This is a genomic window from Agromyces sp. MMS24-K17 (assembly GCF_043950245.1).
GTDB lineage: Bacteria > Actinomycetota > Actinomycetes > Actinomycetales > Microbacteriaceae > Agromyces.
This window is the reverse complement of the sequence record NZ_CP171640.1, coordinates 279,266-305,328: the sequence shown is the minus strand read 5'-3', so window position 1 is coordinate 305,328 and position 26,063 is coordinate 279,266. Positions and strand designations below refer to the sequence as shown.

The window sequence follows — 26,063 nt, the reverse complement described above, 5'->3', positions numbered from 1 at the left end:
CCATGCCGGTGCTGCACGCCGATCGTGCACGCGATCCGGCCGGTGCCGGCACCGCGCGACGTTCCGCGCCGACCGCCGCCGATCGCTCGCCCCGAGCCCAGGTGCTGCAATTGCAGGCCGTCGCCGGCAACGCCGCCGTCGCCGCGCTGCTCGGCGGTGAACCGACGAGGCACCCTGTGCAGCGCCTCGTGCAGGCCGGCGCGACGGCGCCGCCCGTGCCACCTGCGCCACCCGACCCGAAGAAGCATCCGGGCCTCTCAGCCGCGGTGAAGTCGACGCGCAGGGCCACGGCATCGGCGGCGCGGCATCCGTCGACCGCCTCGAAGGTGGCCGCCGCCGCGAAGGCCGCCGCACCGCCCGCGGGTGACCGCGACGCCCAGGCGAAGGCGGCCAAGGCCGGCGAGATGACCGCCGCACCCGCACCCGGCTTCGACAAGGCCGCCTTCGTCGCCGCGGTGAAGGCCGCCATCGACAAGCAGTCGCCGAAGTCGCTCGAGGAGGCCGACGAGTTCGGGAGGTCGGGGAAGTCCGACGCGATCGCCGCCGACGTTCGCGGTCGGGTCGCGCAGGGCAAGGACGGCGCGGCCAAGCCGATGGCCGAGGCATCCGCGAAGCCGCCCGACGCGTCGAAGGCCGTCGAGAAGCCCGTCGAGCCCCTCCCGCCCGACCCCGCCGTCGCCACCCCGCGCATCGACGCCGGACAGGCGGCGCCCTCCCGTGCGCCACCGGAGCAGCTCGACCTCCGACACGGCCCGGCCGAGACGAACGCCCAGATGGCGGATGCCGGCGTCACCGACCAGCAGCTCCGGAACTCGAACGAGCCGGAGTTCGCCGGCGCGCTCGCCGCGAAGCAGGACGCCGAGCAGCACGCGCAGACCGCGCCCGCCGCCGTGCGAGAGCAGGAGGCGCAGGTCCTCGGCGCCGCGCGCCAGGACGCCACCGCAGCCGGGGCGGGTGCCGCGACGGCGATGCTCGGCGCGCGCCGCGCCGGACTCGCCCGCGTGACCGGCGGACAACAGGGCGCGCAGTCGAAGGACGAGCAGGAGCGCGCCAAGGTCACCGCGCGCGTGACCGCCATCTTCGACGAGACCAAGGCCGCCGTCGACGCCATCCTCACCGGCATCGACCCCCAGGTGAACACGGCGTTCACCACCGGCGAGGCGGCCGCCAAGCGGGCCTTCACCGACCAGCACACCCGGGAGATGCGGGAGTTCCGCGACCGTCGGTACTCCGGCGTCGGCGGCGGGCTGCGCTGGACCGCCGACCTGCTCCTCGGGCCCGAGCCGGAGGTGAACGAGATCTTCGCCCGCGCCCGCCGCTCCTACGAGGCCGGCATGACGAAGGTCATCAACGACGTCGCCGACCTCGTCGGCCGCGAACTCACCCGCGCCAAGGACCGCGTCGCCAAGGGCCGCGCCGACCTCGACGCGTACGTGCGCGGGCTCTCGCCCGCGCTGCGCAAGGTCGGGGCGGATGCCGCGAAGGACGTCGGCAGCCGCTTCGAGTCGCTCGAGGAATCGGTCGACGAGAAGGGGCAGGCGCTCGCCGAGGACCTCGCGACCAAGTACGTCGAGGCGCGCACCGCCGTCGACGACGAGATCACGAAGATGCAGGAGGAGCACAAGGGGCTCGTCGACAAGGCGAAGGACGCCGTCGGCGGGGCCATCAAGACCATCCTCAAGCTCAAGGACATGCTGCTCGGCGTGCTCGCCCGCGCGATGGGCGCGGTGGAGAAGATCATCAAGGACCCGATCGCCTTCCTCGGGAACCTCGTGAACGCGGTCAAGGGCGGCATCGTCGCCTTCGGATCCAACATCCTGACCCACCTGAAGGCCGGGCTGCAGACCTGGCTCTTCGGCGCGCTGTCGGCCGCCGGCATCGAACTGCCCGAGAAGTTCGACCTGCAGGGCGTGCTCAAGCTCGTGCTGTCGCTGCTCGGACTCACCTGGGCGAACGTGCGCGCCCGCATCGCCGCGAAGCTCCCGCCCGGCACGATCGAGATGGTCGAGCAGGGCTTCGACGTCGTGAAGCTCATCCTCAAGGAGGGCCTCGGCGGCCTCTGGCGGATGGTCGTCGAGAAGGTCGGCGACATCAAGGAGATGATCCTCGGCCAGGTGCGCGAGATGGTGTCGGTCGAGATCATCAAGGCCGGCATCGTGTGGCTCATCTCGATGCTGAACCCCGCGTCGGCGTTCGTGAAGGCCTGCAAGATGATCTACGACGTCGTCATGTTCTTCGTCGAGAAGGCCGACCAGATCAAGGCCTTCGTCGACTCGATCCTCGACTCGGTCGAGTCGATCGCCTCGGGCGGCGTCGGAGCGGTCGCCGGGTACATCGAGAAGACGCTCGGGAAGATGGTGCCGGTGCTCATCGGCTTCCTCGCCTCGCTCCTCGGCCTCGGCGGCATCTCGGGGAAGATCCGCAAGATCATCGAGGCCGTGCAGAAGCCCGTCAACCAGGTCATCGACTGGGTCGTCGGCAAGGCCATCGCGTTCGGCAAGAAGGCGCTCGCGCTCGGCAAGAAGGCCCTCGCCAAGATCAAGGCCAAGGGCAAGGAGGCCTGGGGCAAGTTCAAGAAGAAGCTCGGGATCAAGGAGAAGACGCCGGAGGAGAAGCTCGACAAGGGCATGAAGGTCGGAGTCGGAGTCCTCAACAAGTTCGCCGGGAAGCGCATCGGGGACAGGATCGCTCGACCGATGCTCTCAGTCCTGAAGTACCCCTATGGGTTGTCGCTCTTGGAGCCGGTCGTGGTTGGCGACCGCTGGGCCGTGCACGCGGAGGTCCAGCGGGCGATCTCGCCGCCGTCCAACGCGCTCGTCGGATCCGGTGGAATCGATGCGAAGACCATCGACCAGATGCGCACGTGGATCAAGAGCAATCGGCCCGCGAACGTGCCGAAGCTGTGGATCGGGAGCGATGAGGCGGAGAAGGTCCTCAAAGCCGGGGATGCGGATCGGGTGTACGAGATCCTCAAGAAGGCGAAGGCAGTTCGGAAAGGTGGTCGCCCGGACCCGGGGACGGGCGACTCGAGAATCAACGCCTACGGCGACCGGAAGTCCGGGGATCCGGATGACTGGCACCACGTCGGCCAGCAGTCGGGGTATTCCGCGGCGATCATCGGATACAACAAGTTCCATGCGCCGACCATGAAGTTGCCGCACGACGAGCACGTGAAGACGTTCAAGCCGCAGGAGGGCCAGCGGAACGCACCGGGCTATCTCGCGTCCCTCGGCACGGCAGCGAACTCCGAGCAGAACTACAACATCGCCGTGACGGCAATGGCGGGGAGAGGAGATCCCGCCAGCGCAGAGTATGCGGCGAAGGCGACGCTCGCCGAGCAGAACTACCTCTTCTCGCTCACCCCGCTGTCGGGTGTCGGAAGCGCGATCGATCAGCATGAGGCAGAGGAGACCGCGCTGCGTGGATTCGCGGCATCCGTCTTCGCCCAGTCGCGGACACTCCTCTCGGCGGCCGCAGCTCAACCCGCGACTCCATGACCGGGGCATCCGGTGCCGGACTGCCGCTTCCCGCACCCCGTCCTTCCCGCACGCCATCTTCGCGGCGCGCGGCGTATGACCGCCAACGCCTCCTCGGTAGTCAGGACCTTTCCGCGGGCCACCGGACCGGCTGTTCCGCGCGAGCCCACCCGCCGCCACCAGTCGCGGCCGCGGCCCCGGCGGCCGGGTCGAACATGCCGTCGCCGTCGTCTCCTGCGGCGCGTCCGGCGAGCAGGTTGTCGGTGAAGCGGAGCACGATCTGCTGCAGCCCGGGCTGCGCGGCCACATGCGGCCGTTCCTCAGTCGCGACGTGGCGGATCTGCTCGAGCGTCGCGGTGATGACCCCCGGGGCGTCCGGGACACCCCAGGTGGTGAACTCGGCGGCGAGGTCCTGTCGGGTGATGAGCCGGTGCTCGAACACCCCGTTCACTGCGAATGCGAAGGCTCCGTCGTTGTCGTGGAACGTCTGCGGGACGCAGTCGTACATCGGTGCGAGCTCGAACGTGCCGTCCGGGTGGTGCAGGACGGAGATGTTCTTCGCGTGCATGTCGAGGTTTCCGACGGCGATCGACAGCGTCACCATCTTGGCGAGCCGGGAACGGTCACCGGTGTCGAGGTGCCGGGCGGCTTCCCGGAGGCCGCGGCCGCCGTACGTCTCATACTTCCGGTCGCCGGCCAGGCCGAGGATCTGGGAGAAGTCCTCCTGGTGGATCCGCCCGTCAGGCGACAGGGGGGACCGGTCGTACCGTTCGACGACGAGCGCGGCCGCGTCGACGAACCGGGTGAGCGTCGTTTCGAACCGGGCGAGACCGAGCGCGCGAACGAAGCGGGAGCCGTACTCCTCGTCGAAGATCATCGTCGGCAGGTCGGCGACGATGGGTTTCACGATGTGGGTGGACGGGTACCCGTCGAGCGCGCGAGCCCACCCGTCGTCGGTGCGGACGAGGACGATCTTCGACTGGACGCCGTTCAGGGACGTCTTCCCGCGGCGTGGGGCGTTCCCGAGCGGGGTGCGCTGCACATCGTCGAGCATGGTGCGGATCGCTGCGTCGTCCACCGGTTCGATCGCAGGGGTTCGCGGCTCGTCTGGAACGGCGGGGTCCCAGATCTGCAGGGCACCGGCGACGTCACGTCCGTACGCAGCGAGCATGCCGAGGACGTCGTCGTCCGGCACCCGGGCGAGCGTCGCCAACTGAGGGCGGGCCCGCCCTTCGGGGAGCAGCTCGGCGAAGAAGTTCGCTCGCCGACGCCGGTCTCGTGGGCTCGGGCGGGGGACGAGCGGAACGGCGAGGGACATGACCTGGGATCCGAGCCCGTGCCGACGAACGGCATCGGGGTCGGGGAGGAAGTCGATGCCGCCGCGGACTTCGACCAGGGAGCCGACTCGTTCGCCATGCAGTTCGACGGTCAGTTCACGAGGCATCGGTGAGCCCTTCCGGTACGGCGACCGTGATGGTGGCGCCGGTGGCGGTGAGCGCGTCGATGAGGCGGGCGATGGCCGGGAAGTCCTTCCCGGACTCGAGCTCCCAGACGTACCGCTGGCTGACGCCGATCCGTTCGGCGAGCTGGCGCTGGGACATGCCGGCGGCCATTCGGGCCTGCTGGAGGGCGAGTCCGAACCTGGTGGCGTCGGTGATGGTGGCGGTGTACAAGCGGGCCTCCGGTGACTACTGCTTGGTAGTCAGTTTGTCTGACTACTACATGGTAGTCAAGTGATTTGACTACCGGAGAGTAGTCAAACAGGGAACTGACATTCGCACCCAGCTCGACCTGGACGTGCCCTTGGCGACCCCGCTGCCCCTTCGCGCACCCCATCCTTCCCGCACGCACGCACGCGCAGACTGACCGCCGCCGGGGCATCCGTTCGATCCTGCCTGCATAGGCAGATCGCGAAGGAGCCTCCGATGCCCACGTACCTCTCTCCAGGCGTCTACGTGCAGGAGATCGACGCGGCGACGCGCCCGATCGAGGGCGTCGGCACCGCCGTCGCCGCGTTCATCGGCCTTGCGCCGAAGGGACCAGAGAACACGCCCACGCTCGTCAGCAACTGGACCCAGTTCGTCGACGAGTTCGGCGGCCTGTATCCCGGCTCGTACCTCGCGTACGCGGTGTACGGCTACTTCCTCAACGGCGGCGGCAACTGCTTCGTCGTGCGGATCGGCACGTCGTCGGTCTCGGCCGGCAAGGGCCGGAAGGACGCGAAGGAAGCGCCGAAGGACCCGCAGGAGGTCACCGTCGGCGGCTATCGCGTCATCGCGAAGGGCGCCGCGAACGCCAAGCAGGTCAAGGTCGAGGTGGGGCCCGCCGACGGCGAGAACCCGCCGGAGGACGAGTTCAAGCTCGTCATCCTCGTCGAGGGGCGCCAGCCCGAGACCTACGGCAACGTCTCCACGAAGTCCGACCGCGAGAACTACGTCGTGACCAAGGTCTCGGCCGAGTCGAAGACGGTCACCCTCGAGGAGGTCGAGGCGCCGCCCGCGTCGACGCCCGCCAAGCCCGTCGCCGGCACCTTCGACCTGGCGATCCCCGAGCCCGCGCCCGAGCCGCTCGCGCTCGACCAGCTCTCCGCGGCGAACTACGTCGGCGACGCCGCCGACCGCACCGGCTTCAGCGGCCTCGAGGAGGTCGAGGAGGTCACGATGGTGAGCGTCCCCGACCTGATGGCCGCGTACGAGCAGGGCGCGATCGACCTCGACACGGTGAAGGCCGTGCAGCTCGCCGTCATCGCGCACTGCGAGCTCATGGGCGACCGCATGGCGATCCTCGACCCGCCGCCTTCGCTGAACGCGCAGGAGATCGTCGACTGGCGCCGCAACCAGGCCGGGTACGACTCGAAGTTCGCCACGCTCTACTACCCGTGGTTCCAGGTGATGGACCCGCTGACCGGCACGAACCGGTTCGTCCCGCCGTCGGGCCACATGGCCGGGGTGTGGGCGCGCAACGACAGCGAGCGCGGCGTGCACAAGGCGCCCGCGAACGAGGTCATCCGCGGCGCGGTCGCCGTGCAGACGCAGCTCACGCGCACCGAGCAGGAGCTCCTGAACCCGATCGGGATCAACGCGATCCGCAACTTCCCGGGGCGGGGCATCCGCGTCTGGGGTGCGCGGACGCTGTCGAGCGACGCCGCGTGGCGGTACGTGAACGTGCGCCGCCTCTTCAACTACCTCGAGAAGTCCATCCTGAACGCGACGCAGTTCGCCGTGTTCGAGCCGAACGACCAGGCCCTGTGGGGCAAGCTGCGGCGTTCGATCTCGGCGTTCCTCATCGGCGAGTGGCGCAAGGGCGCCCTCTTCGGGGCGACGCCCGAGCAGGCCTTCTTCGTGAAGTGCGACGACGAGACGAACCCGGCCGACGTGATCGACTCCGGCCAGGTCGTCTGCCAGATCGGCGTCGCCCCCGTGAAGCCGGCCGAGTTCGTCATCTTCCAGCTGTCGCAGTTCTCCGGCGGAACCAGCCTCGTAGCCGAGTGACCGCCGCCCGAGCCATCCGCCATCGCATCATCATCACCAGGAGGAAACCATGGGCCTCGCCGACCCGCTCGACTCGTCACCGGCCAACGGATTCAAGGTCGTCATCGACGGCATCGAGATCCCGAAGGTGATCGAGGTGTCCGGCCTCAAGTCCGAGGTCGACAAGATCGAGCTCAAGCAGAACACCAACGACGGCAAGTACGTCGTGCGCCAGCTCATCGGCCGGCCGAAGTCGGGGGAGTTCACCATCACCCGCGGCCTCACCGACTCGAAGACCGTCACCGACTGGCTGAAGGTCGTGATGGACGGCGACGTCGCCGGCGCCCGCAAGACGGCCTCGGTCGAACTGCTCGACTACCAGGGCGCGCCGATCAAGACGTACGAGTTCCTGAACTGCTGGGTGCGCAGCGTCGAGCTGAACTCGCTGAAGGCGGGCGCGGCCGAGCAGGCCACCGAGAAGTTCACCGTCTGCTACGACGAGTCGAGCGTGAAGTGATGCAACGCGTCATCTCCACGCGCGCGAGCACCGACGAGGAGGGCCGCGTCGACGAGCCGATGCGCACGGAGTTCGCGTTCGAACTCCCGCGCGGGTTCGTCGACGCGGGCGGTCGGGTGCACCGCCGGGGGGTGATGCGCCTGGCCACGGCGCGCGACGAGCTGCTGCCGTTGTACGACGCGCGCGTGCAGGAGAATCCCGCCTACACGACGGTGGTGCTCCTCGGGCGCGTGATCACCCAGCTGGGCGAGCTGTCGAACGTCGACGGCTCGGTCGTCGAGAACATGTTCGCGTCGGACGTCGCGTTCCTGCAGGACTTCTACCGTCGGATCAACGCCGAGGGGCACACGCGGATCGCGGTCACGTGTCCGCAGTGCTCGCACCGGTTCACGGCCGACCTCGGGGGCGGTCGCCTGGGGGAATCATGACGTACGCGGCCGACCGCATCCACGAGGAGGTCGCGTACGTCGCCTATCACTTCCACTGGTCGCTCGACGACATCCTCGACCTGGAGCACCCGCAACGGCTCCGGTACGTGCGGGAGATCGCGGCGATCAACACCCGCATGGGCGAGGAGCGGTGACTCGTGCGCTGGCCCTGGCAACGTGATCGCGACCCGGTGACGCCGGCCGGCGACGGCGCGCCCGCCGCGTCGTCGCCGCCTCCGCCGGCTCCGGCGGGCTGGGCGTTCCTGCCGCCGCTGCAGCGCACGAGCGCGCCGGCGCCGGAGACGTCGATGCGCGCCGGGTTCGTCGCGCACCTGCCGACGCGGGTCGACCCCTCGTTCCTCGGATCGATGGGCCACCTCGTCGACGGCACCGCGCCCGCGGGCACGGTCGCGGCCGACACCGGCGCGCTCGGTGAGCCGGTCGCGGCGGCGCCGGCGACCGAGCTGTCGCTGCGGCCGCCGTCGCCCGCCGGCGACGCGGGGCGGGGTGCGCGGGTGCAGCGGTCGGTGATCGGGGCGGATGCCTCGAGCGGCGTGGATGCGTCGGACGCGGTGGGGACCGAGGCGGCATCGGATGCCTCGAACTCGCCGGATGCCCCGCTTCCGGTCGCCCCGCTTCCGGATGCCGCACCTCCGGTGGCGGCGTCGGAACCGGCGGTCGAGTCGGAGCGGGCGGGGGCGTCGGCGGCCGCGGATGCCTCGGACGACGTGTCGGCCGGCCCGGCGGAGGTCACGGGCGGGGTCGGCGGACCGGCGCCGGCCGAGCCGGGGACGGCCCACGGGGAGGGCTCCGCGCCGGCGATGCCGCCGCGGGCCACGGAGTCGCTGCAGCGTTCGACGCTCGGCGGCAGCGCCGACGGACCGCTCGGCGCGATCGGGGCGGTCGCCGCCGGTGATCAGGCCGCCGGTGACGCGGAGACGGACGGAACGTCGTCGAGTCCGGCGACGCCGGCGATGCCGCTGATGCGATCGGTCGAGCGGTCGGGCGACGATGCCGCAGCAGCCTCGGCCTCGAGCGGCGGCGGGTCGGATGCCTCGACCGCCGCGGCCGGCCCGACGCCGGCGCCGATCCCGCGGAGACTGGGCCTGGGGGCGCCGCTTCCGCCCGTCCAGCGGACGTCGGGCGAACCGATGCCCACCGCCGGACGGGCCGAGTCGGCGGCGGGCGCGTCGGGCCCGTCGGGCGCGACGGGCACGATGCCCGAGGTCCGCGACGCGCGGCCCGACGGCAGCGCGAGCGCGTCGGGTGCCGAGGGCACGGGCCCCGCGTCGGGTGCCGGGTCGACGCACGCGCCGGTCGACGGAGACGGCGGGGCCGTCGCGACCGACGCGGCAGACGACGACGCGGCGGCTCCGCCCACGATCTCGCCACTCCTCGGCGAGGCCAGCCCGACCACTCTCGCCGCCGATTCGTCGGGTGGTCGCCCGATCAGCACGCCGGAGGGCGTGCCGCCGATGCCGCTCCAGCGGACGGGACCGCCGACGGTCGACGGGACCGGCGAGACCCAGGACTCGGTCGCGTCGACGTCGCCCGACGTGGGTGCCGTCGACCCGCTCTCGCACGACTCGGGCGGGCTCGGCGGCCCGGCCCCGGAGACCGGATCGACCCTGGTCGCTCCGTCCGGGGCCGCGGACGCCGAGCCCGGATCCTCGTCCGGCGGCGGGCCCGATTCCGGCGTGCCGCGGTCGCCGGCCGTCGAGGCCACGACCATCGCGCCACTGGTCGCCGCCCGAGCGATCGAACCGGCGATCGGCACGGCGCTCGGGCCGCCCGTGACTCGGGGGCGGACGGCCCGGTCGGGAGCCCCGGCCCGGCCGGGATCGGTCGTGGTCGCCCGCGTGCTCACGCCCGAGCAGGCCGCGCCGTCCGCACCGACCGCGGGGCCGTCGGGATCGTCCGGGGCGGCGGCGCCGGCCGCGCGTTCCGACCGATGGGCGGGTGATGCGTCCGCAGGCGCGTCCGCCGCACCCGAGACGCCCCGCGACGAGCGGCGCGGGTTCTGGGCGCAGGTGCAGCGGTGGAACCCGTTCGGGTCGGGGCCGGCGGTGCCGACGATGCCGGCGCTGCCGCGCCCGCCGGAGGCGCCCGCACTGCCGAGCGCACCCGACCTGCCCGGCGCATCCGACCTGCCCGGGGCATCCGACCTCGCCGGCCTCCCGGGCGGCATGCCCTCCCTCCCCGAGGCGCCCTCGATGCCCGCGTTGCCCGGGGCTCCCGCCCTGCCCGACGACCTGTACGGGCTGCCGGACCTGCCGTCGATGCCGGCCTTGCCCGGACTGCCGCCCGGGATGCCCGGCGGCCTGCCCGGCGCGCTGCCCGCCGGCCTTCCCGCCATCCCGACGTCGCTCCCCGGCGGACTGCCGACCGCGCCCTCGCTGCCGTCGATCCCGACGGGCGGCATGCCCGCCCTCCCCGCGATCCCGACCTCGCCCGCGGCGGCGTTCCCAGGCGCCATCCCCGGCCTGCCCGCCGGCCCGCTCCCGCTGCCTCGCCTGCCCCAGGTGCCCGACGCCGGCGCGCTCGCCGGCCTCGCCGACTCCGCGGCCGCCGACGCCGGAGGCGTCCTCGACGGCGTCCGATCCGGTGCGGCCGACCTCGCGAGCGGGGCATCCGACGCTGCCGGCGCGCTCGCCGCAGCCGGGGCCGGAGCCGCGGGCGCGGCAGCCGGGGCCGCGGCCGGAGTCGTCGGCGCCCCCGGGGCCGCCGCGACCGCCGCCACGCCCGCCGAGCTCGAGAAGCTCGCCGCCCGCCTCTACGCGCCCCTCGTGCGGCGCATCAAGTCGGAACTCCTGCTCGATCGCGAGCGGCGAGGCATCCGCATCGACGGACTGTGAGGTGACCCCGTGATCGACGACGTGACGACCGCGGTCAGCGTGCGCTACGTGGTGCAGCTCGACCAGTCGAACCTCGGCGAGTTCACCGGGTGCGAGGGGCTCGGTGTCGAGGTCGTGATCGAGTCCCGCGAGGAGGGCGGCAACAACTCGTTCGTGTGGCAGTTCCCGACCCGGCTCAAGTACCCGAACATCAAGCTCAGCAGGCCCGTGTACCAGGGGTCGAGCGACATGGTCCTCAACTGGATCCTCTCGATCACCGGTGAGTCCAAGCGCAGCACCGGCACGATCGTCGCGAAGAACGCGCGCGGCACCGACATCGCGACCTGGTCGATCAACGACGTGATCCCGGTGCGCTGGACCGGCCCGGGGTTCAGCCCCGACCAGCCGAAGGTGCTCACCGAGACGCTCGAGATCGCCCATCACGGGTTCCTCGTCACCGGGGCGACGATCTAGGAGGCCGCCATGCCGCTCACGCACACCGCCGACACGCAGAAGAAGCTCGAGCCCGCGAAGCTCGAACTCCTGGAGCCGGGCTCGGAGCCCGGCCGCGACGCCGGGATCATCAAGACGCTGAAGTTCCAGCTCAACCCCAAGGAGCTGACGATGGCGAAGACGGCGAAGTGGGAGCGGAAGAACCAGAAGAAGGCGACCTCGGCGCCGCCGGCCAGCTACCAGGGCCCCGAGCCGCAGAAGCTCACCGTCGAGATGTACTTCGACGCCTCGCTCTCGCGCGACGACAGCGTCGTCACCCAGGTCGAGGACCTCTTCAAGGCGACCGCCCCCACCGAGAAGTCGAAGAACACGAAGAAGCCGTCGCCGCCGTGGGTGCGGTTCATGTGGGGCGGGCTCAGCGGCTTCGTCGGGTACGTCACGAGCGTGTCGGCGAAGTACACGCTGTTCACCCCGACCGGGAAGCCCGTGCGCGCGGTCTGCACGGTCGCGATCGAGGAGCTCGCCAGCGAGATGGGCAAGCAGAACCCCACCTCGGGCGGGTTGCAGCCGCGGCGCCTCCACGTCGTGCGCGAGGGCGACACCCTCGCCGCGATCGCGTTCCGCGAGTACGGCGACCCCGCGCTGTGGCGCGCGCTCGCCGACGCGAACGGCATCGACGACCCCATGCGCATCCCGCCGGGGCGGAGCATCCTGCTGCCCGTCGCCGAGGAGTTCGAGGCCAGGCAGGACGACCTGCGAAGGGAGCTCGCGCGTGCCCTCCACTGACGTCTACACGAGCTCGCTCCTCGTCGAGGTCGCAGGTCGGGCGCTCGACGCGCAGCTGTCGGCGCTGCTCGTGCACGGCCGCATCGTCGACGCGGCGAGCCTGCCCGACGGGTTCGACCTCGAGTTCGCCGACACCGCGGGCGACCTGCTGCAGAAGGCGGGCATCGCGGTCGGCACGAAGCTGAAGCTGTCGGTCTCCGAGAACGGGCCGGGGGCGCCGGCCGTGCTCGTCGAGGGCGAGGTGACCGCGCTCGAGCGCGAGGACCTCGGCGGCAGCCTCGTGACCCGGGTTCGCGGGCTGGATGCGTCGCACCGGCTGTTCCGCGGGCGACGGGTGCGGGCGTTCCGCGACCGCACCATCTCCGACGTCGTGCAGGAGGTCGGGAAGGCCGCCGGGCTCCGCGTGCGCGTCGCCTCGACGTCGACCGTGCACGCGCAGCTCAGCCAGGACAACGTGAGCGACTGGGTGTTCCTGAAGCGGCTCGCCGACCGGGTCGGCTACACGTTCTCGGTGAGCCGTGGCGAGCTGATCTGCGAGCCGCCCACCGAGTCGGCCGAGGCGCCCGCCTCGAACGTGGGAGCGCGCAGCGACGCCGTCGTGCTGGAGCACGGGCAGAACGTGCTGCACCTCCGCTCGACGGTGACGAGCAGCGAGCAGGTGCCCGAGGTCGAGGTGCGCGGCTGGGACCCCGCGCGGAAGGAGGCCGTCGTCTCGAAGGCGCCCGCGAAGACACGGAGCGCCGGCCTGGCGGTGACGCCCGCCGCGCTCGCCGAGACGTTCAAGAGCCCCGCCTTCCTGGTGCCGTCGGGCGACGGGCAGACCGGGTCGCAGGACGCGCTGGCCAAGGCCGTCGCCGAGCGCATCGCCGGCGGATTCGCCGAACTCGAGGCGCTCGTGCTCGGCACCACGCGCATCCGCACCGGCACGGCCGTGAGCGTGCGCGGCTACGGCGCCCCGTTCGACGGCCGGTACACCGTCACCGAGACGGTGCACGAGTTCTCGGCCGACCTCGGGTACACGACCCGCGTGCACGTCACCAACGCGTCGGACCGCTCGCTGTTCGGCATCGCGTCGGGCGTCGCGGGCGCCGGGGGAGCGGGCGGCGCGGCCGGCGGCGCGGGCGGCACGTCGACGCGCATCTTCGGCGTGCTGCCGGCCATCGTGTCGGCCCACGGCGACGACAGCGGGCAGCGCGACGCCCGGGGCATGGTGAGCGTCAAGATCCCCGCACTGAGCGACGACTTCGTGAGCGCCTGGGCCCGGCTCGTGCAGGTCGGGGCGGGGGCCGACCGCGGCACGGCCGTGATGCCCGAGGTGGGCGACGAGGTGCTCGTCGCGTTCGAGGGCGGCGACCTCGACCGGCCGTACGTGCTCGGCGGGCTCTACAACGGTCGGGACCTGCCGAAGGACCCGTGGGCCGAGATCGTGAAGTCGGGCAAGGTCGTGCAGCGATCGTTCATGTCGCGCACCGGCATGACGATCGAGTTCGGCGAGGACTCGGGCAAGGAGTTCGCGCAGGTGACGACCAACGGGCGGGCGCAGCGCGTCACGCTCACGCAGACCGCCGACAAGGGCATCGAGATCATCTCGGAGGGCCCGGTGCAGGTGACGGCGAAGACGGATGCCACGGTCGCGGCCGACTCCGGCACGGTGAAGCTGACCGGGAAGACGGTGGAGATCTCGGCGACGACCGACCTGAAGCTCTCGGCCGGCACGGGCGCCGAGTTGAAGGGCGCGACCGTGAAGGTCGCCGGGGACGGCAGCACCGAGGTGTCGGGCGCGAACCTCGCGCTCAAGGGACAGGCGAGCGCGGAGGTGTCCTCGTCCGGGGTCATGACCGTGCGCGGCAGCCTCGTGAAGATCAACTAGGGGGCGACATGGCACAGGAGTTCGTGGGCCGCGGGTGGGCGTTCCCCGTTCGCGCCGACGCCGCCGGCCGCATCGCGCTGTCGGCCGACGAGCGCGAGATCGAGGAGAGCATCCGGCTGATCCTCGCCACCGCGCCCGGCGAGCGGCCGATGCGGCCCGAGTTCGGCTGCGCGGTGCACGACTACGTGTTCGCCCCCGCCGATGCGACGACCGCCGGCGCGATCGGCGCCGCGGTGCGCTCGGCGCTGCGGTTCTGGGAGCCGCGCATCGAGGTCGTCGGGGTGTCGGTGTCGTTCGACCGGGCCGACGAGGGGTGCCTGCTCATCGACGTCTCGTACGAGATCCTCGGCACCAACGACCCCCGCAACCTCGTCTTCCCCTTCTACGTGATCCCCCGTGAGGACTCGGAGGTGGCGTCATGACCCTGCCCGTGCCCAACCTGGACGACCGCAGGTTCCAGGACCTCGTCGACGACGCGAAGCGGCTCATCGCGCTGCGCTGCCCCGAGTGGAGCGACCACAACGTCTCCGACCCGGGCGTGACGCTCATCGAGGCCTTCGCGTTCATGACCGACGAGCTGCTGTACCGGTTGAACCGGGTGCCCGACAAGCTGTACCTCTCCTTCCTGGAGCTCCTCGGCGTCGAGCTGCACGCCCCGACCGCCGCGACCGCCGACGTCGTGCTGTGGCTGTCGGCGCCGCGACCGGAGACGGTCGTCGTGCCGGCTCGCACCGAGGTCGGCACGCCCCGCACCGAGGACCGCGCGTCGATCGTGTTCTCGACGGTCGAGGAGCTGGCGATCCCGCCGCGGGCGGCCGACCTCGTCGGCACCGCGCCCGTCTCGGGCGAGGCGTGGGTGGGCGCGGCCCGGCTGAAGGACGGCCCGATGGACGCCTTCCAGAAGGCGCCGGCGATCGGCGACGCGCTGCTCGTCGGGATGGACCAGCCGAGCGGCGCCCTCGCCCTGTCGGTGCGCATCGACTGCACCGTGCGCGGCGTCGGCGTCGACCCGCTCGACCCGCCGATCGCGTGGGAGGCGTGGACCGGGTCGGAGTGGTCGGCCTGCGACGTCGTCGGCGACGGCACCGGCGGCCTGAACCGGCCCGGCGAGGTGGTGCTCATCGTGCCGCGCGGGCACGTCGCGTCGTCGATCGCGGGGGAGCGGGCCGCGTGGCTGCGCTGCCGCGTGATCGAGGTGCCCGAGGGCACGCCGACGTACTCGGCGTCGCCGGTGGTGCGCTCGGTGTCGGCCGAGACGGTCGGCGGCGTCGTCGGCGCCGTGCACGCCGAGACCGTCGCCGACGAGGTGCTCGGCCTCTCGGAGGGCGTACCGGGCCAGGTGTTCGAGCTCGCGGCCCGTCCTGTGCTCGCCGGCGGCGACCCGTTCGTCGTCGAGGTCGGCGGCGGGGGCGACTGGCAGACGTGGACCGAGGTCGACACGTTCGCCGGCTGCGACCCCGACGACCGGGTGGTGCGCGTCGACCGCACCCGCGGGGCCGTCGCCTTCGCCCCGGCCGTGCGCGAGGCCGACGGCTCGCTCCGCCGCTTCGGCGCCGTGCCGCCGAAGGGCGCGCCGATGCGCGTGCCCTCGTACCGCATGGGCGGTGGCGGGTCGGGCAACGTGGCGGCAGGCGCCCTGAACGTGCTGCGCTCGACCGTGCCGTTCGTCTCCGGGGTGACGAACCGGCGCGCCGCGCACGACGGCACCGACGGCGAGACCGTCGACGAGGCCCGGGTGCGCGGCCCGCTCGCCGTGCGCACCCGCGACCGGGCGGTGACCGCCGAGGACTACGAGCACCTCGCCCGCGCCGCGGCGCCCGGCATCGCCCGGGCCCACTGCGTGCCGGCCGGGAAGGCGGGCGACGGCGCCCGCCTGCTCGTCGTGCCGACCGTCTCGATGGGCGCCGACGGACGGGTCGCGTTCGCCGACCTGCTCCCGTCGGACGAGCTGCTGCAGGCGATCGCCGACGACCTCGACCGTCGCCGGCCGGTGGGCTCGCGCCTCGTGATCGAACCGCCCGCCTACCAGGGCATCACGGTGGTCGCGAAGCTCGTGGCCCGGCCGCGCGCCTCCGTCGAGGCGTTGCGGGCGCAGGCGCTCGCCGCGTTGTACCGCCACTTCGACCCGGTCGTCGGCGGCGCCGACGGGCAGGGCTGGCCGTTCGGCCGGCCGGTGCTGGCGGGCGAGGTGTACGCGGTGCTGCAGGCGCTGCCCGGCACCGAGCTGCTCGACGAGGTACTGCTCTTCGGCGCCGACCCGATCACCGGCAAGCGCGGCGAACCGGCGCAGCGCATCCCGCTCGACCCCAACGCGCTGGTGTTCAGCTTCGAGCACCAGGTGCGCGTGGTCTCGGGGGTGTGACGTGCGCGGTGCCGTGCCCGGCCTGGCGTCCCCGGCCCCCTTCCTCACCCGGATGCCCGCCATCCTCCAGGAGGACGACTTCCTCCAGCGCATGCTCCCCGCGTTCGACGACGCGATCGCGCCCGTGCTCGCCGTGCTCGACAACCTCCCCGCCTACGTCGACCCCCGGCTCGCCCCCGCCGACTTCCTCGACTGGCTCGCCGGCTGGGTCGACATCCGCGTCGACGAGGCGTGGTCGGTGCCGCAGCGCCGCGAGATCGTCGCGGGTGCGGTGGCCCTGCACCGACGGTCGGGCACGGCGGGCGGCATCGCCGACGCGGTGCGGCTCGCCGCCGGCCCGGGATCGACCGTCGAGGTCGTCGAGTCGGGCGGCATCGCGTGGTCGCCGACCCCGGGCGGCGACCTGCCCGGCTCCAGCGAGCTCGCCGTGACGGTGCGGGTGACGGTGCCGAAGCGGTCGCTCGACGACGGGCTCGAGCCGCGACTCGTGCGGGTCGTGCGCACCCTCGTGCCGGTGCACGTGCCGTGCACCGTCGAGGTGCGCACCGGCGGAGGGAGCGGGTCGTGACCGACGTGCGCACGGTGGCCTGCCCGAACTGCGGCACGCTCAACGCCCCCGACGACGACTTCTGCGGCAACTGCGGCACCTACCTCGGGTGGGATGCCGGGGCGGATGCGCCGGGCGAAGCGGATGCCTCTGGTGAGACGGATGCCCCGGGCGAGACGGATGCCTCGGGGGAGACGGATGCCTCGGTCGAGACGGATGCCTCGAGCGAAACGGATGCCTCGGGCGAGTCAGGGCCGGAGCCTGAGTCGAGACCGGGGCCCGAACCGGTCGCGGAGCCGGGCCTGATTCCCGCGCGCGAGCCTGAGCCAGAGCCCGAACCGATGGCGGAGCCTGAGCCGATTCCGGAGCCTGAGCCAGAGCCCCAGGCCGGGCCGGAACCGATGCCGGAGCCTGAGCCGATTCCAGAGCCAGCGTCAGAGCTTCAGGCCGGGCCGGAACCGATTCCGGAGCCTGAGCAGATTCCGGAACCAGAGCCCCAGGCCGGGCCGGAGCCGATGCCAGAGCCGGAGCCCGAACCAGAGCCAGGACCGGTCCTGGCCGCGCCGACGGAGCAGCCCGACTCGATGCATCCCGCTGCTGTGCTCTCCGCCGCGGTCCTGCCGGCGGCCGTGCAGCCGACCGCCGTGCAGCCCGCGCCCGTGCAGCCCGCCGCCCGCAAGCCGGCCGCCGCGCCCCGCCGCCCGCCGAAGCGCCGCACCGCCCGCGCGGAGGACGCGCCGCGGCCCGGCGATATCGTCTGCCCGAACTGCGGGGCCGGCAACGCCCCCGATCGGCACTTCTGCCGCCGGTGCGCGACGCAGCTCGACGCATCCGCCATGCCCGTGCTCGCCGCGTCGGCGCAGCCCGACGCCGGCGCCCGGCCGCTGGTGCGCACGCGCCGGTTCCGTCCGTCGTGGGTCGTCGTCCCGGCCGTCGTCGTGCTGTTGGCCGCCGTGGCGTGGGTCGCGCGTGACTGGATCGCGAGCACCACGGCCACGCTCGTCGACCGCGTCGCGGCCGCGACGCCGGTGAGCCCGGTCTCGATCGCCGCCTCGAGCTCCGCCGAGGGACGTCCACCGGAGTCGGCCTACGACGGCTTCTCGAACACGTCGTGGGCGCCCGCGGCACCCGGCCCGGCGCCGGGGGAGTTCCTCGACCTGGCGTTCGACGAGCCGTTCCGCCTCGTGTCGATGCAGATGGTGCCCGGGGCATCCGACACGCCCGCCGAGTTCCTCGCCGAGGGGCGGCCCGACACCGTGCTGCTCACCGTCACGCGCGCCGACGGCACGACCGTGGAGCGCACGATCACCGTCGCCGACGCACCCGACTCCCAGTCGTGGGACCTCGGCATCGACGACGTCGTGGCCCTGCGGCTCACGATCGCCACCGCGCACGGCGCGACCGACCAGACGCACGTCGCCATCGCCGAGCTCGGCTTCCGCGGGCGGTGAGCCGCGTCTACTCCACCCCGAGCGGCTACTCGACCCCGAGCGTTTGGCGCATGCGGCGGTAGCCCTCCTCCGCGCGCCGGGTGGCGACGACGTCGCCCGACTCGCGATGCACCGTCACGAGCGCGCGCCACGACTCGTCGAGCCACGGGTCGATCTCGACGGCGCGGGCCGCCGCATCCAGCGCGCCCTGCCGGTCGCCCGTGCGGAGTTCGAGGTGCGCGAGGGCGGCCGCGGCCTCCGACGCGCGCGTGCGGTAGCGCTCGCGTGCGCCGACCGCCCACTCGGCCGGCCCGTCCTCCGGGAGGATCTCGCCGACGTAGCGGTGCACCGCATGCCGGAGCCCGGAGGCCGTGCCCGCCGCGTCGCCGCGTCGGCGGGAGTTGGCCGCGTCCTCGAGGCTCGCGTCGAAGTCGGCGAGGTCGCAGTCGCGCCGGTCGGCGAGTCGCAGCAGGTACGCCTCGCCGTCGCGCTCGACGATGCGGTCGGCCGTGCCCTGGCCGAGGGCGCGGCGCAGGCTCGAGATGCTGACGTGCAGGGCGTGCATCGCCGACGTCGGCCCGAGGTCGCCCCAGATCAGGTCGGCGATGAGTTCGCGGTGCACGGGCGCGCCGACGTTCAGGGCGAGGATGCGCAGCACGCTCCTGGCCTGCGGCCGCACCCCGCGCAGGTCGAGCTCGCGCCCCTCGACGGTGAGGCGGAACCCGCCGAAGCAGCCGACCGCGACCCGGGGCATCCGCTCGGTCGTGTTGAAGGAGAGCGGCCCGGTCGCGGCCGACGACACCCGGTCGAGCTCGGGCCGACGAGCGACGGCGCCGCGTGCGGTCGTGAGGGTCGACATGGGCGGCCCGGTCGTCGCGGCGGGCTCGGCCGGCACGGCCGGCAGCCGCACCGGGAGGCGGGGCATCCCGGCGGCCAGTGCTGCGTGCCGGGCGCGAGTGAGCAGTTCGGCGCGGTCCCGCGCACGGGTCGCGAGTCGCGACCGCGCCGCGTCGAGCCACGCTCGGGATGCCTCGGAGCGCGCCACGGCCCGGGTCGATGCCGCTCCGGCGATCGCGGCGGCGGCAGTGGGCGACCCGTGCGTCGCCGCCAGGTACGCCGCCGTGCAGCGCGCGAACGACGCCGCATCCACCCACCCCAGCGCCGCGAGGCGATCGGCGAGGCGTCCGGCGCTGCGCGCATCGGCCCGGCCGTCGCGGAGGCGCCCGAGCAGTCCGGTCGCCTCCACGAGCGCGGCGCCGGCGTGATCGCCCCGCGCCTCGCACGCCTCGACGACCTCCCGGACCGCCCTCGGAGCTCCGCCGCCGAGCGCCGCCAGCACGCCCCGGGCGAGCCGAGCGAGCCCGGTGCACCCGAGCGACTCGGCGTCGGCCTCGACCTGGCACGCGGCGGTCACCGTGTCGGCCGGATCGGCGACGGCGGACTGCGCGACCACCGTGGCGAGCCGTGCCGAGAGCGCGACCGGCGCCGCCGCGCCCGGATCCCGGGCGACCGACCGCAGTACCCGCACCGCACCGACCGCGTCGCCGGCGAGGAGCCGGTGCACGGCGGAGCGGACCCGCTGCGCGGGCGACCGGTCGGCGTCGGCGTCGCGCGCATCGACGAGGGCACCGGGGGTGCCGGGGGCGCCGGGGGCGGCAGCGCGCCGACTGCCGTCGGCACCGAGCCCGTCGGTGCGCGGGGACTCGTCGACGACGGATGCCGCAGCCTCCAGGTCGCCTTCCGCCTCGCGGCGCAGCCCGCGGAGGGCATGTGCGACCGACGGCGGCTGCGGCACCGCGTCGAGTCCCGCGAGGCGGCGGTGGGCGGCCGCGGGCGACCGGTCGTCGAGCAGGGCCCGCGCCTGCGCGATGACCGCGACCGCGTCGTCGCGCCAGACGGGCAGCGAGCCGGCCCAGGCGGCCGAACCCGGCGTCGTCATGGCCTCGACCTCGTCGCGGAGCCGCGCGAGCAGGGCGTCGTGCATGCCCGCCTCGGCGAGAAGCCGGTGCGCGTCGCGCGCGGAGCACACGGCGGCCGCCGACTTCGCGAGCGTCTGGCGGTGCGCGGCCGTCGTGCGGTCGAGCACGTGACGGCGGAGCATCCGGGGCAGTTCGCGGCCGCCGTCCGCGCGCAGCCGGTGCGGCAGCGCGCCATCGTCGAGCGCCCGGAGGAGGTGGGCCGCCGCGGCCGGGCCGAGCAGGTCGGTGACGGTGCCGGGGCGGAGCACCGCGAGCACGCTCGCATCGCGGATCGCCTGCTGGAGGGCGGGCTCGAGCTCGTCGAGCAGGGCGTCGAGGAGCGGGGCGGCGGTGTCGCCGGCGACGGCCACCGCGATCGCCGCCCCGACCCCGTCGTGGTCGGACCCGGCGACCGCATCGGCGATCAGGCCGACGAGCGCCGGCCAGCCCGCGGTCTCCGCGAGCAGACGGGATGCGACCTCGAGCGGCGGCGGCGCCGCGCCGCAGGCGAGGAACGCGCCGCCGACCTCGTCGAGCCGCAGCGCGAGGTCGCGGACCCCGACGGTCGTGGCGCCGCCGTACTCGGCGCGCGGCGCGGCCGCGGCCAATGGCTCGCGCGACGCGACCACCACGCGCTGCGGGGCGTCGAGCAGGTACTGCTCGAGCACGGCACCGGCCTCACCGCCCGCGCACCACTGGGCGTCGTCGAGCAATACCACCTCCGTCGCGCGGGCGCTCGCCGTCGCGCGCACGACCTCGAGTTCCGCCGCGAGCGACGTGGGCGTCGCATGCGCGGGGGAGAGGCGCACGAGGATGCTCCGGGGCTCCGCCGCGGCCGCCTGGGCGAGCAGCGCCGACTTGCCCGAGCCCGCCCCGGCGATCACGAACGCGCGCCGGGACAGCAGCCGCCGGACGAGCCGCGGCCGCTCCCACCCGGCCCCGACGGGGCCGGAATCCCCCGCGTGCGCAGGTTCCATCGCTCCCCCCGAGTCGAGCCGACTGCGCTGAGCGGCAACCTACCCCGACCCCGGCGCGGCCGCATCCGTGCGGGCCCGGAGCCGGGTCGCGGGCGGCGATCGGGGCGTCGGGATGCTCGCCCGGAGGCGTCGGGACCCTCGATCCGGAGCGCCGCGACCATCGAACCGGAGCGCCGCGACCATCGAACCGGAGCGTTACGACCCTCGATTCGGAGCACGGCCGAACAGGTGTTATCCTCGTACGGTTGCCAACACGGCACACGCCCCGATAGCTCAGTGGTAGAGCACTTCCATGGTAAGGAAGGGGTCGTCAGTTCAATCCTGACTCGGGGCTCTGGTTCTTCCGGTTTCGTCCGGTTGACCTCGCGGCGGGGTAGCTCAGGTGGTTAGAGCACACGGCTCATAATCGTGGTGTCGCGGGTTCGAGTCCCGCCCTCGCTACAGCGAAGCCCCGTCGACCATGAGGTCGCCGGGGCTTCTTCCGTTCCGCGGCCGCCGCTGCCGGCCGCCCCTCCCGTTGCCGTCCCGCCGGAGTCCTATCCGGTGACGCCGCGCACCAGCGGCGCGACGTCGGCGGCGAAGCGATCGATCGACTCCAGAACGGTGGCCCGCGGCAGGCCGCCGATGTCGACCTGGCCGAGGAAGCGGTCGATGCCGAGTGCTTCGCGTTGGCGCAGGATCTTGTCGGCGACCTCCCTCGGGCCGCCGACGACGAGCGGGCCTCGCGGAGCGCACATGGCATCGAACGTCTCGCGATCGAGGTGGATGCCTCGACCATCGGCGACGTAGGCGCGGTAGTGGGGGTAGAACGTGTCGCGGGCTTCCCGACTGGTGGGGCCGACGTGGAAGTGACTGGCCGATCCGATCGACAGGGTGCTCGGATCGTGACCGTGCTGCCGTGCGGCGGCTCGGTAGGCCGTGGCGATGGGGGCGAGGCCGGCCGGGTCGCCGACGAGCACGGCCAGCGTCATCGGCAGCCCCAGCCGGCCCGCCCGCTCGGCGCTCTGCCGGGTGCCGCCCACGCCGATCCGCACGGGGAGTTCGCGGTCGAGTCGCGGCGGGACCACCGCCTGCTGCAACGGAGTCCGGTACCGGCCCGACCAGGACAGCTCCGTGCCTCGGCGGAGCCCGAGCAGGAGTTCCAGCTTCTCCTCGAAGACGTCGTCGATCGCCTCTACCGGAACACCGAAGAGGTCGAAGGGCTCGCCGTAGGCGCTCCGACCCGTGGTGATCTCCGCGCGTCCGCCCGAGACGAGGTCGAGCTGCGCGAAGTCCTGGTAGAGGCGGACGGGGTCGAGGACGCTGAGCACCGAGACCGCGCTCGTGAGCGTGATCCTCGACGTGCGCGCCGCGACGGCGGCCAGGACGACGGACGGGGAGGCGACCGCGAAGCGAGGGGTGTGATGCTCCCCGATGCCGAAGGCGTCCAGCCCCACCTCATCGGCGCGGACGCCGTAGTCGATGACGTCCCGCACGCGATCAAGCAGCGCAGCCCGTCCGGCCGCTCCGGTCGGTTCGGTTCCTCCGGTTGGTTCGGTGCGTTCGGTGAGGGAGTAGACGCCGAGTTCCATGTCCACGACGCTAGGAGCCCGATAGGTACCGGTCGGTGCCTATCGGTACCTTCAAGGGGTGGAGAAGCCCGCAGGCACCGTGTTCCTGGCCGACTGCCCGGCGCGCCTGGCGATCGAGGTCATCGCCGACAAGTGGTCGGTGGTGACGTTGTTCGCGCTCACCGACGGGCCGAAACGGCACAAGGACCTCGTCGCCCTCATCGGCGGGGTCTCCCGGAAGGTCCTCACCCAGACCCTGCGTCGGTTGCAGGGCAACGGGCTCGTCGAGCGGCGGGCCTATGCCGAGGCTCCGCCCCGCGTCGAGTACGAGCTCACGGAGCTCGGCCGCACCCTCGACGAGCCGATCCGGATGCTCACGATGTGGGCGAGGGAGCATGGCGAGGCGATCCTCGACCACCAGGACGCGCAGGCGGTGCGGCCGACCGCGGGGTGACGCGAGACTCCGCGTCGGGCACGGGAGACCTCGCAGGCGGGGGCGTCAGTCGCCCTGCGTCAAGGGGATCGTGACCGAGACGCCGGCGGGCCGGAAGTCGCCGGCGAGGCGGACGAGCCTCCGCTCGGTCACCCAACCGCGTTCCCGTGACTCGGCATGGTCGAGCGTCTCGACGAACAGCTCGAACCGACGCTCTCCCCGCTCGCGGTGCACCCAGTCGAGCACCTCCTCGACCGAGGCCGCACCGGTGATGCGGTGGGGATCGTGCTGCGCCGCCTGTTCGACGTCGTCGCCCGTCCAGAAGCAAACCCAGTACGTCGACGCGTCCTGGCGCTGCGCATCGAAGTACGACTCGTCCCAATCGGCCTGCATCCGTTCTCCCTCCGCAGGAGATTCTCGCGCAACCTCGCTGTTGTGCGCGGATCTGCGCGGGATGCAGATCCCGAGAATCAGACGATCGTCCATGTCTCCCATTCGATCCTCCTTGGGAGACTCGGCCCTGCGCGCGTACGGTCGGTGCTGATGAAGCAACAGTTCGACGGCGAACATCGCCGGAGCGCCACCGAGCCGACGACCACCTCCCACGCGAGCGAATCGCACCCGTACCGCGTCACGGTGACGGCTCCGGCGCCGGTCGGCCCGGCACCGCTCGACATGGGCGACGCCGACGACGTCGAGAACCCAATCCGGCTCACCACCCGCTCGGTGACGCGGAACGGGAAGCCCTGGATCCCCGTCATGGGCAAGTACCACTTCAGCCGCGACCGCCCCGAGCGCTGGGAGACCGAGCTGCGGAAGATGCGGGCCGGCGGCATCAACACCGTCGCCACCTACCTGCTCTGGATCCTCCATGAGGAGACCGAGGGCGACCTGCGATGGGACGGCCACCGGGACGTCCGCACCTTCGTCGAGACGGCGGATCGGGCGGGCCTCGCGGTCATGATCCGCATCGGCCCGTGGGCACATGGCGAGACGCGCAACGGCGGATTCCCCGACTGGCTCCAAGCCCTCCCGATCCGGCACCGCAGCAACGACCCGGCCTACCTGGCGCATGTCCGTCGGTGGTACACCGCGATCGAGGAACAGGTCCGCGGCCTCTTCCACTCCGCCGGCAATCCCGACGGGCCGATCATCGGGGTCCAGATCGACAACGAGTTGTACGACGACGGGCCGCACCTCGCGACGCTCCGAGACCTCGCCGAGGAGGTCGGGCTGACGGCCTCGCTCTGGACGGCCACCGGTTGGGGCGGCGCCGAACTTCCGCGCGGCCAGGTGCTGCCGGTGTACGCCGGCTACTCCGACGGCTTCTGGGAGGAGTCCGACACCGGCTGGCCGGACTTCGGGAAGCTGCACTTCACCTACAGCACCGTCCGCGACGACCTCTCCGTGGGCGCCGACCTCCGGGAGACTCCAGTCGACCTCGCCGACGGCGCGACCCTCGGCGCCGACGATCCCTGGCCGTACGTGACCTGCGAGCTCGGGGGCGGGATGGCGATCGCGTACCACCGGCGCCCGCTCGTCGACCCCGACGACGTCGCCGCGCTCGCCCTCGCCAAGCTCGGGAGCGGGTCGGCGTGGCAGGGGTACTACATGTACCACGGCGGCACGCACGTCTTCGGGTCGCACTCGACGACGCAGGAGTCCCACGCGACGGGGTACCCGAACGACATGCCGGTCCGCGACTACGACTTCGCCGCCCCGCTTGGCGCGATGGGCGGCGAGCGCCCCCACTTCCACCAGCTGCGGCAGCAGCACCTCATGATCGAGTCGTTCACCGAGGCGCTCGCGACCACCGCGACGACCATCCCGGACGAGGCGGACGAGGCTGCCGGGGCGCCGCGGTGGGCCGTTCGCAGCGACGGCCGACGCGGCTTCCTGTTCGCCAACAACCACCAGCCCGCGCTCGCCGCGCTCCCGCCGCTCCACGACGTGCAGTTCGCCGTCGAGTTCGACGACGGCAGGATCACCGTCCCCACTACGCCGATCACCCTGCCGTCCGGCGCGTACTTCGCGTGGCCCCTGCGCCAGCGGTTCGGCTCCATCGCGGCACTCACCGCGACCGCGCAGCCGATCACCGCGGTCGGCACCGAGACCGGCCACCTCGTGGTGTTCGCCGCGATCGACGGCATCGACGTCGAGCTCCAACTGGAGGGCGTCGACCCCGCCGACGTGCGCGGAGCCGAGGTGCGCACGGCCGCCGGCATCGTGATCGCGACACCCGACACCGCACCCGGCCTCGGATGCGAGGTCCACGTCGGCGACACCACCCTGCTCTTCCTCGACTCCGCCACCGCCCAGTCGGTCTGGCGAGGCGTGGTCGACGGACGGGACTCCCTGGTCATCTGGCGGGGCGCGGGATGGTTCGACGGCGGCTTCCGCATCGCGCTGCCTGAGGCGGAGGCCACCCTCGACGCGTTCCCGCCGCTCCGGGGAGCCGGGCTCGAGGAGATCCCGGGCGAGGGGAGCATCTTCACCCGGTTCGCCGTGCCCGCCGGCGTTCGCGCGACCGGCCTGGCGATCCCCGAGCCCACCGAGGAGGCGCTCGCACCGGTGCGGATCGCGGGGTCGGCGGGCCGCTTCTCCGCACCCACCGACGACGACTTCGCCTCGCTCGAGCCGCTCGAGGTCCGGGTTCCCGTCGACGTCCTCGACGACGCGGAGCGGGCGATCCTCACGATCGACTGGGTCGGCGACGCCATCCGGGTGTACCTCGGGGGCGAGGTGATCACAGACCAGTTCTGGTACGGCCGGCCGCTGGAACTCGACCTGATGCCGTACCGCGACGCCCTCGCCACGGATCCCCTGGTGCTCAAGGCCTTCGCGTGGGCGCCCGACAGCGGCGTCCACGTCGATGAACGGGTTCGGCCGCGGGTTACCGAGCCCACGCTCGAGTTCAGGTCCGTGACGGTCACGCCAGTGCGGAGCCGCTCGCTCCGGTAGCGAGGCCGGCC

Annotated in this window: 20 protein-coding genes and 2 tRNA genes; 17 read left to right on the top strand and 5 right to left on the bottom strand. The window is 72.9% G+C overall.

Going from position 1 to position 26,063, the window contains the following annotated elements; all coding sequences use genetic code 11:
- Positions 1-2 precede the first annotated feature (2 nt).
- Positions 3-3,497 (top strand): hypothetical protein, encoded by a 3,495-nt coding sequence (locus ACGGZK_RS01275; protein ID WP_395244462.1) that lies wholly within the window; start codon positions 3-5, stop codon positions 3,495-3,497.
- Positions 3,498-3,597: 100 nt separating this feature from the next.
- Here the strand turns inward: ACGGZK_RS01275 and ACGGZK_RS01270 are convergent, their stop codons facing one another.
- Together ACGGZK_RS01270 and ACGGZK_RS01265 are read right to left on the bottom strand one after the other, a co-directional pair.
- Positions 3,598-4,920, bottom strand: a complete 1,323-nt coding sequence (locus ACGGZK_RS01270) for a type II toxin-antitoxin system HipA family toxin (protein WP_395244461.1) — start codon at positions 4,918-4,920, stop codon at positions 3,598-3,600.
- A complete protein-coding gene (locus ACGGZK_RS01265; protein WP_395244460.1) occupies positions 4,910-5,149 on the bottom strand; it encodes a helix-turn-helix domain-containing protein in 240 nt (79 codons plus the stop codon). The genes ACGGZK_RS01270 and ACGGZK_RS01265 overlap by 11 nt, the downstream gene beginning before the upstream one ends.
- Before the next feature lie 282 nt (positions 5,150-5,431).
- On the opposite strand from ACGGZK_RS01265, the gene ACGGZK_RS01260 reads away from it, so the two are divergent.
- The 12 genes from ACGGZK_RS01260 to ACGGZK_RS01205 are packed head-to-tail and all read left to right on the top strand — an operon-like array spanning position 5,432 to position 18,194.
- On the top strand, positions 5,432-6,967 hold the full coding sequence (locus ACGGZK_RS01260) for a phage tail sheath family protein (protein WP_395244459.1): 1,536 nt from the start codon (positions 5,432-5,434) through the stop codon (positions 6,965-6,967).
- A 49-nt stretch (positions 6,968-7,016) separates the two neighbouring features.
- The gene (locus ACGGZK_RS01255; RefSeq protein WP_395244458.1) at positions 7,017-7,463 is read left to right on the top strand and encodes a phage tail protein; all 447 of its coding nucleotides are present in this window, start codon (positions 7,017-7,019) and stop codon (positions 7,461-7,463) included.
- Entirely contained in the window at positions 7,463-7,891 is a 429-nt protein-coding gene (locus ACGGZK_RS01250) for a hypothetical protein (protein WP_395244457.1), read from the top strand. Before ACGGZK_RS01255 ends, ACGGZK_RS01250 begins: the two co-directional genes overlap by 1 nt.
- Positions 7,888-8,046, top strand: coding sequence for a DUF6760 family protein (locus tag ACGGZK_RS01245; RefSeq protein ID WP_395244456.1), 159 nt, complete (start codon positions 7,888-7,890; stop codon positions 8,044-8,046). The genes ACGGZK_RS01250 and ACGGZK_RS01245 overlap by 4 nt, the downstream gene beginning before the upstream one ends.
- 3 nt (positions 8,047-8,049) lie before the next feature.
- On the top strand, positions 8,050-10,746 hold the full coding sequence (locus ACGGZK_RS01240; protein WP_395244455.1) for a hypothetical protein: 2,697 nt from the start codon (positions 8,050-8,052) through the stop codon (positions 10,744-10,746).
- A 9-nt stretch (positions 10,747-10,755) separates the two neighbouring features.
- Positions 10,756-11,199 (top strand): phage tail protein, encoded by a 444-nt coding sequence (locus ACGGZK_RS01235; protein ID WP_395244454.1) that lies wholly within the window; start codon positions 10,756-10,758, stop codon positions 11,197-11,199.
- Between the two features lie 9 nt (positions 11,200-11,208).
- Complete coding sequence (locus ACGGZK_RS01230; protein WP_395244453.1) at positions 11,209-11,964, top strand: LysM peptidoglycan-binding domain-containing protein; 756 nt, start codon at positions 11,209-11,211, stop codon at positions 11,962-11,964.
- Positions 11,951-13,834, top strand: a complete 1,884-nt coding sequence (locus tag ACGGZK_RS01225) for a VgrG-related protein (RefSeq protein ID WP_395244452.1) — start codon at positions 11,951-11,953, stop codon at positions 13,832-13,834. The genes ACGGZK_RS01230 and ACGGZK_RS01225 overlap by 14 nt, the downstream gene beginning before the upstream one ends.
- Before the next feature lie 8 nt (positions 13,835-13,842).
- Positions 13,843-14,256, top strand: a complete 414-nt coding sequence (locus ACGGZK_RS01220) for a GPW/gp25 family protein (protein ID WP_395244451.1) — start codon at positions 13,843-13,845, stop codon at positions 14,254-14,256.
- Complete coding sequence (locus ACGGZK_RS01215) at positions 14,253-16,196, top strand: putative baseplate assembly protein (protein WP_395244450.1); 1,944 nt, start codon at positions 14,253-14,255, stop codon at positions 16,194-16,196. Before ACGGZK_RS01220 ends, ACGGZK_RS01215 begins: the two co-directional genes overlap by 4 nt.
- 52 nt (positions 16,197-16,248) lie before the next feature.
- The gene (locus tag ACGGZK_RS01210) at positions 16,249-16,764 is read left to right on the top strand and encodes a phage tail protein (protein WP_395244449.1); all 516 of its coding nucleotides are present in this window, start codon (positions 16,249-16,251) and stop codon (positions 16,762-16,764) included.
- On the top strand, positions 16,761-18,194 hold the full coding sequence (locus ACGGZK_RS01205) for an NADase-type glycan-binding domain-containing protein (protein WP_395244448.1): 1,434 nt from the start codon (positions 16,761-16,763) through the stop codon (positions 18,192-18,194). The genes ACGGZK_RS01210 and ACGGZK_RS01205 overlap by 4 nt, the downstream gene beginning before the upstream one ends.
- Positions 18,195-18,219: 25 nt before the next feature.
- On the opposite strand, the gene ACGGZK_RS01200 is transcribed toward ACGGZK_RS01205, so the two are convergent.
- Positions 18,220-21,108: a BTAD domain-containing putative transcriptional regulator gene (locus ACGGZK_RS01200; protein ID WP_395244447.1), complete on the bottom strand. Its 2,889-nt coding sequence runs from the start codon at positions 21,106-21,108 to the stop codon at positions 18,220-18,222.
- 262 nt (positions 21,109-21,370) lie between these two features.
- On the opposite strand from ACGGZK_RS01200, the gene ACGGZK_RS01195 reads away from it, so the two are divergent.
- Both ACGGZK_RS01195 and ACGGZK_RS01190 read left to right on the top strand, forming a co-directional pair.
- A tRNA-Thr gene (locus tag ACGGZK_RS01195) sits at positions 21,371-21,442 on the top strand.
- A gap of 33 nt (positions 21,443-21,475) precedes the next feature.
- A tRNA-Met gene (locus tag ACGGZK_RS01190) sits at positions 21,476-21,549 on the top strand.
- Between the two features lie 95 nt (positions 21,550-21,644).
- On the opposite strand, the gene ACGGZK_RS01185 is transcribed toward ACGGZK_RS01190, so the two are convergent.
- Positions 21,645-22,679 (bottom strand): LLM class flavin-dependent oxidoreductase, encoded by a 1,035-nt coding sequence (locus tag ACGGZK_RS01185; protein ID WP_395244446.1) that lies wholly within the window; start codon positions 22,677-22,679, stop codon positions 21,645-21,647.
- Positions 22,680-22,737: 58 nt separating this feature from the next.
- On the opposite strand from ACGGZK_RS01185, the gene ACGGZK_RS01180 reads away from it, so the two are divergent.
- Positions 22,738-23,112, top strand: a complete 375-nt coding sequence (locus tag ACGGZK_RS01180) for a winged helix-turn-helix transcriptional regulator (RefSeq protein ID WP_395244445.1) — start codon at positions 22,738-22,740, stop codon at positions 23,110-23,112.
- 45 nt (positions 23,113-23,157) lie between these two features.
- On the opposite strand, the gene ACGGZK_RS01175 is transcribed toward ACGGZK_RS01180, so the two are convergent.
- Positions 23,158-23,484 carry a hypothetical protein gene (locus ACGGZK_RS01175; protein WP_395244444.1) on the bottom strand — a complete coding sequence of 109 codons (327 nt, stop codon included), beginning with the start codon at positions 23,482-23,484 and terminating at the stop codon, positions 23,158-23,160.
- Between the two features lie 150 nt (positions 23,485-23,634).
- Between ACGGZK_RS01175 and ACGGZK_RS01170 the strand changes: the two genes are divergently transcribed.
- Positions 23,635-26,052 (top strand): beta-galactosidase, encoded by a 2,418-nt coding sequence (locus ACGGZK_RS01170; protein ID WP_395244443.1) that lies wholly within the window; start codon positions 23,635-23,637, stop codon positions 26,050-26,052.
- The last annotated feature ends 11 nt before the right edge of the window (positions 26,053-26,063 follow it).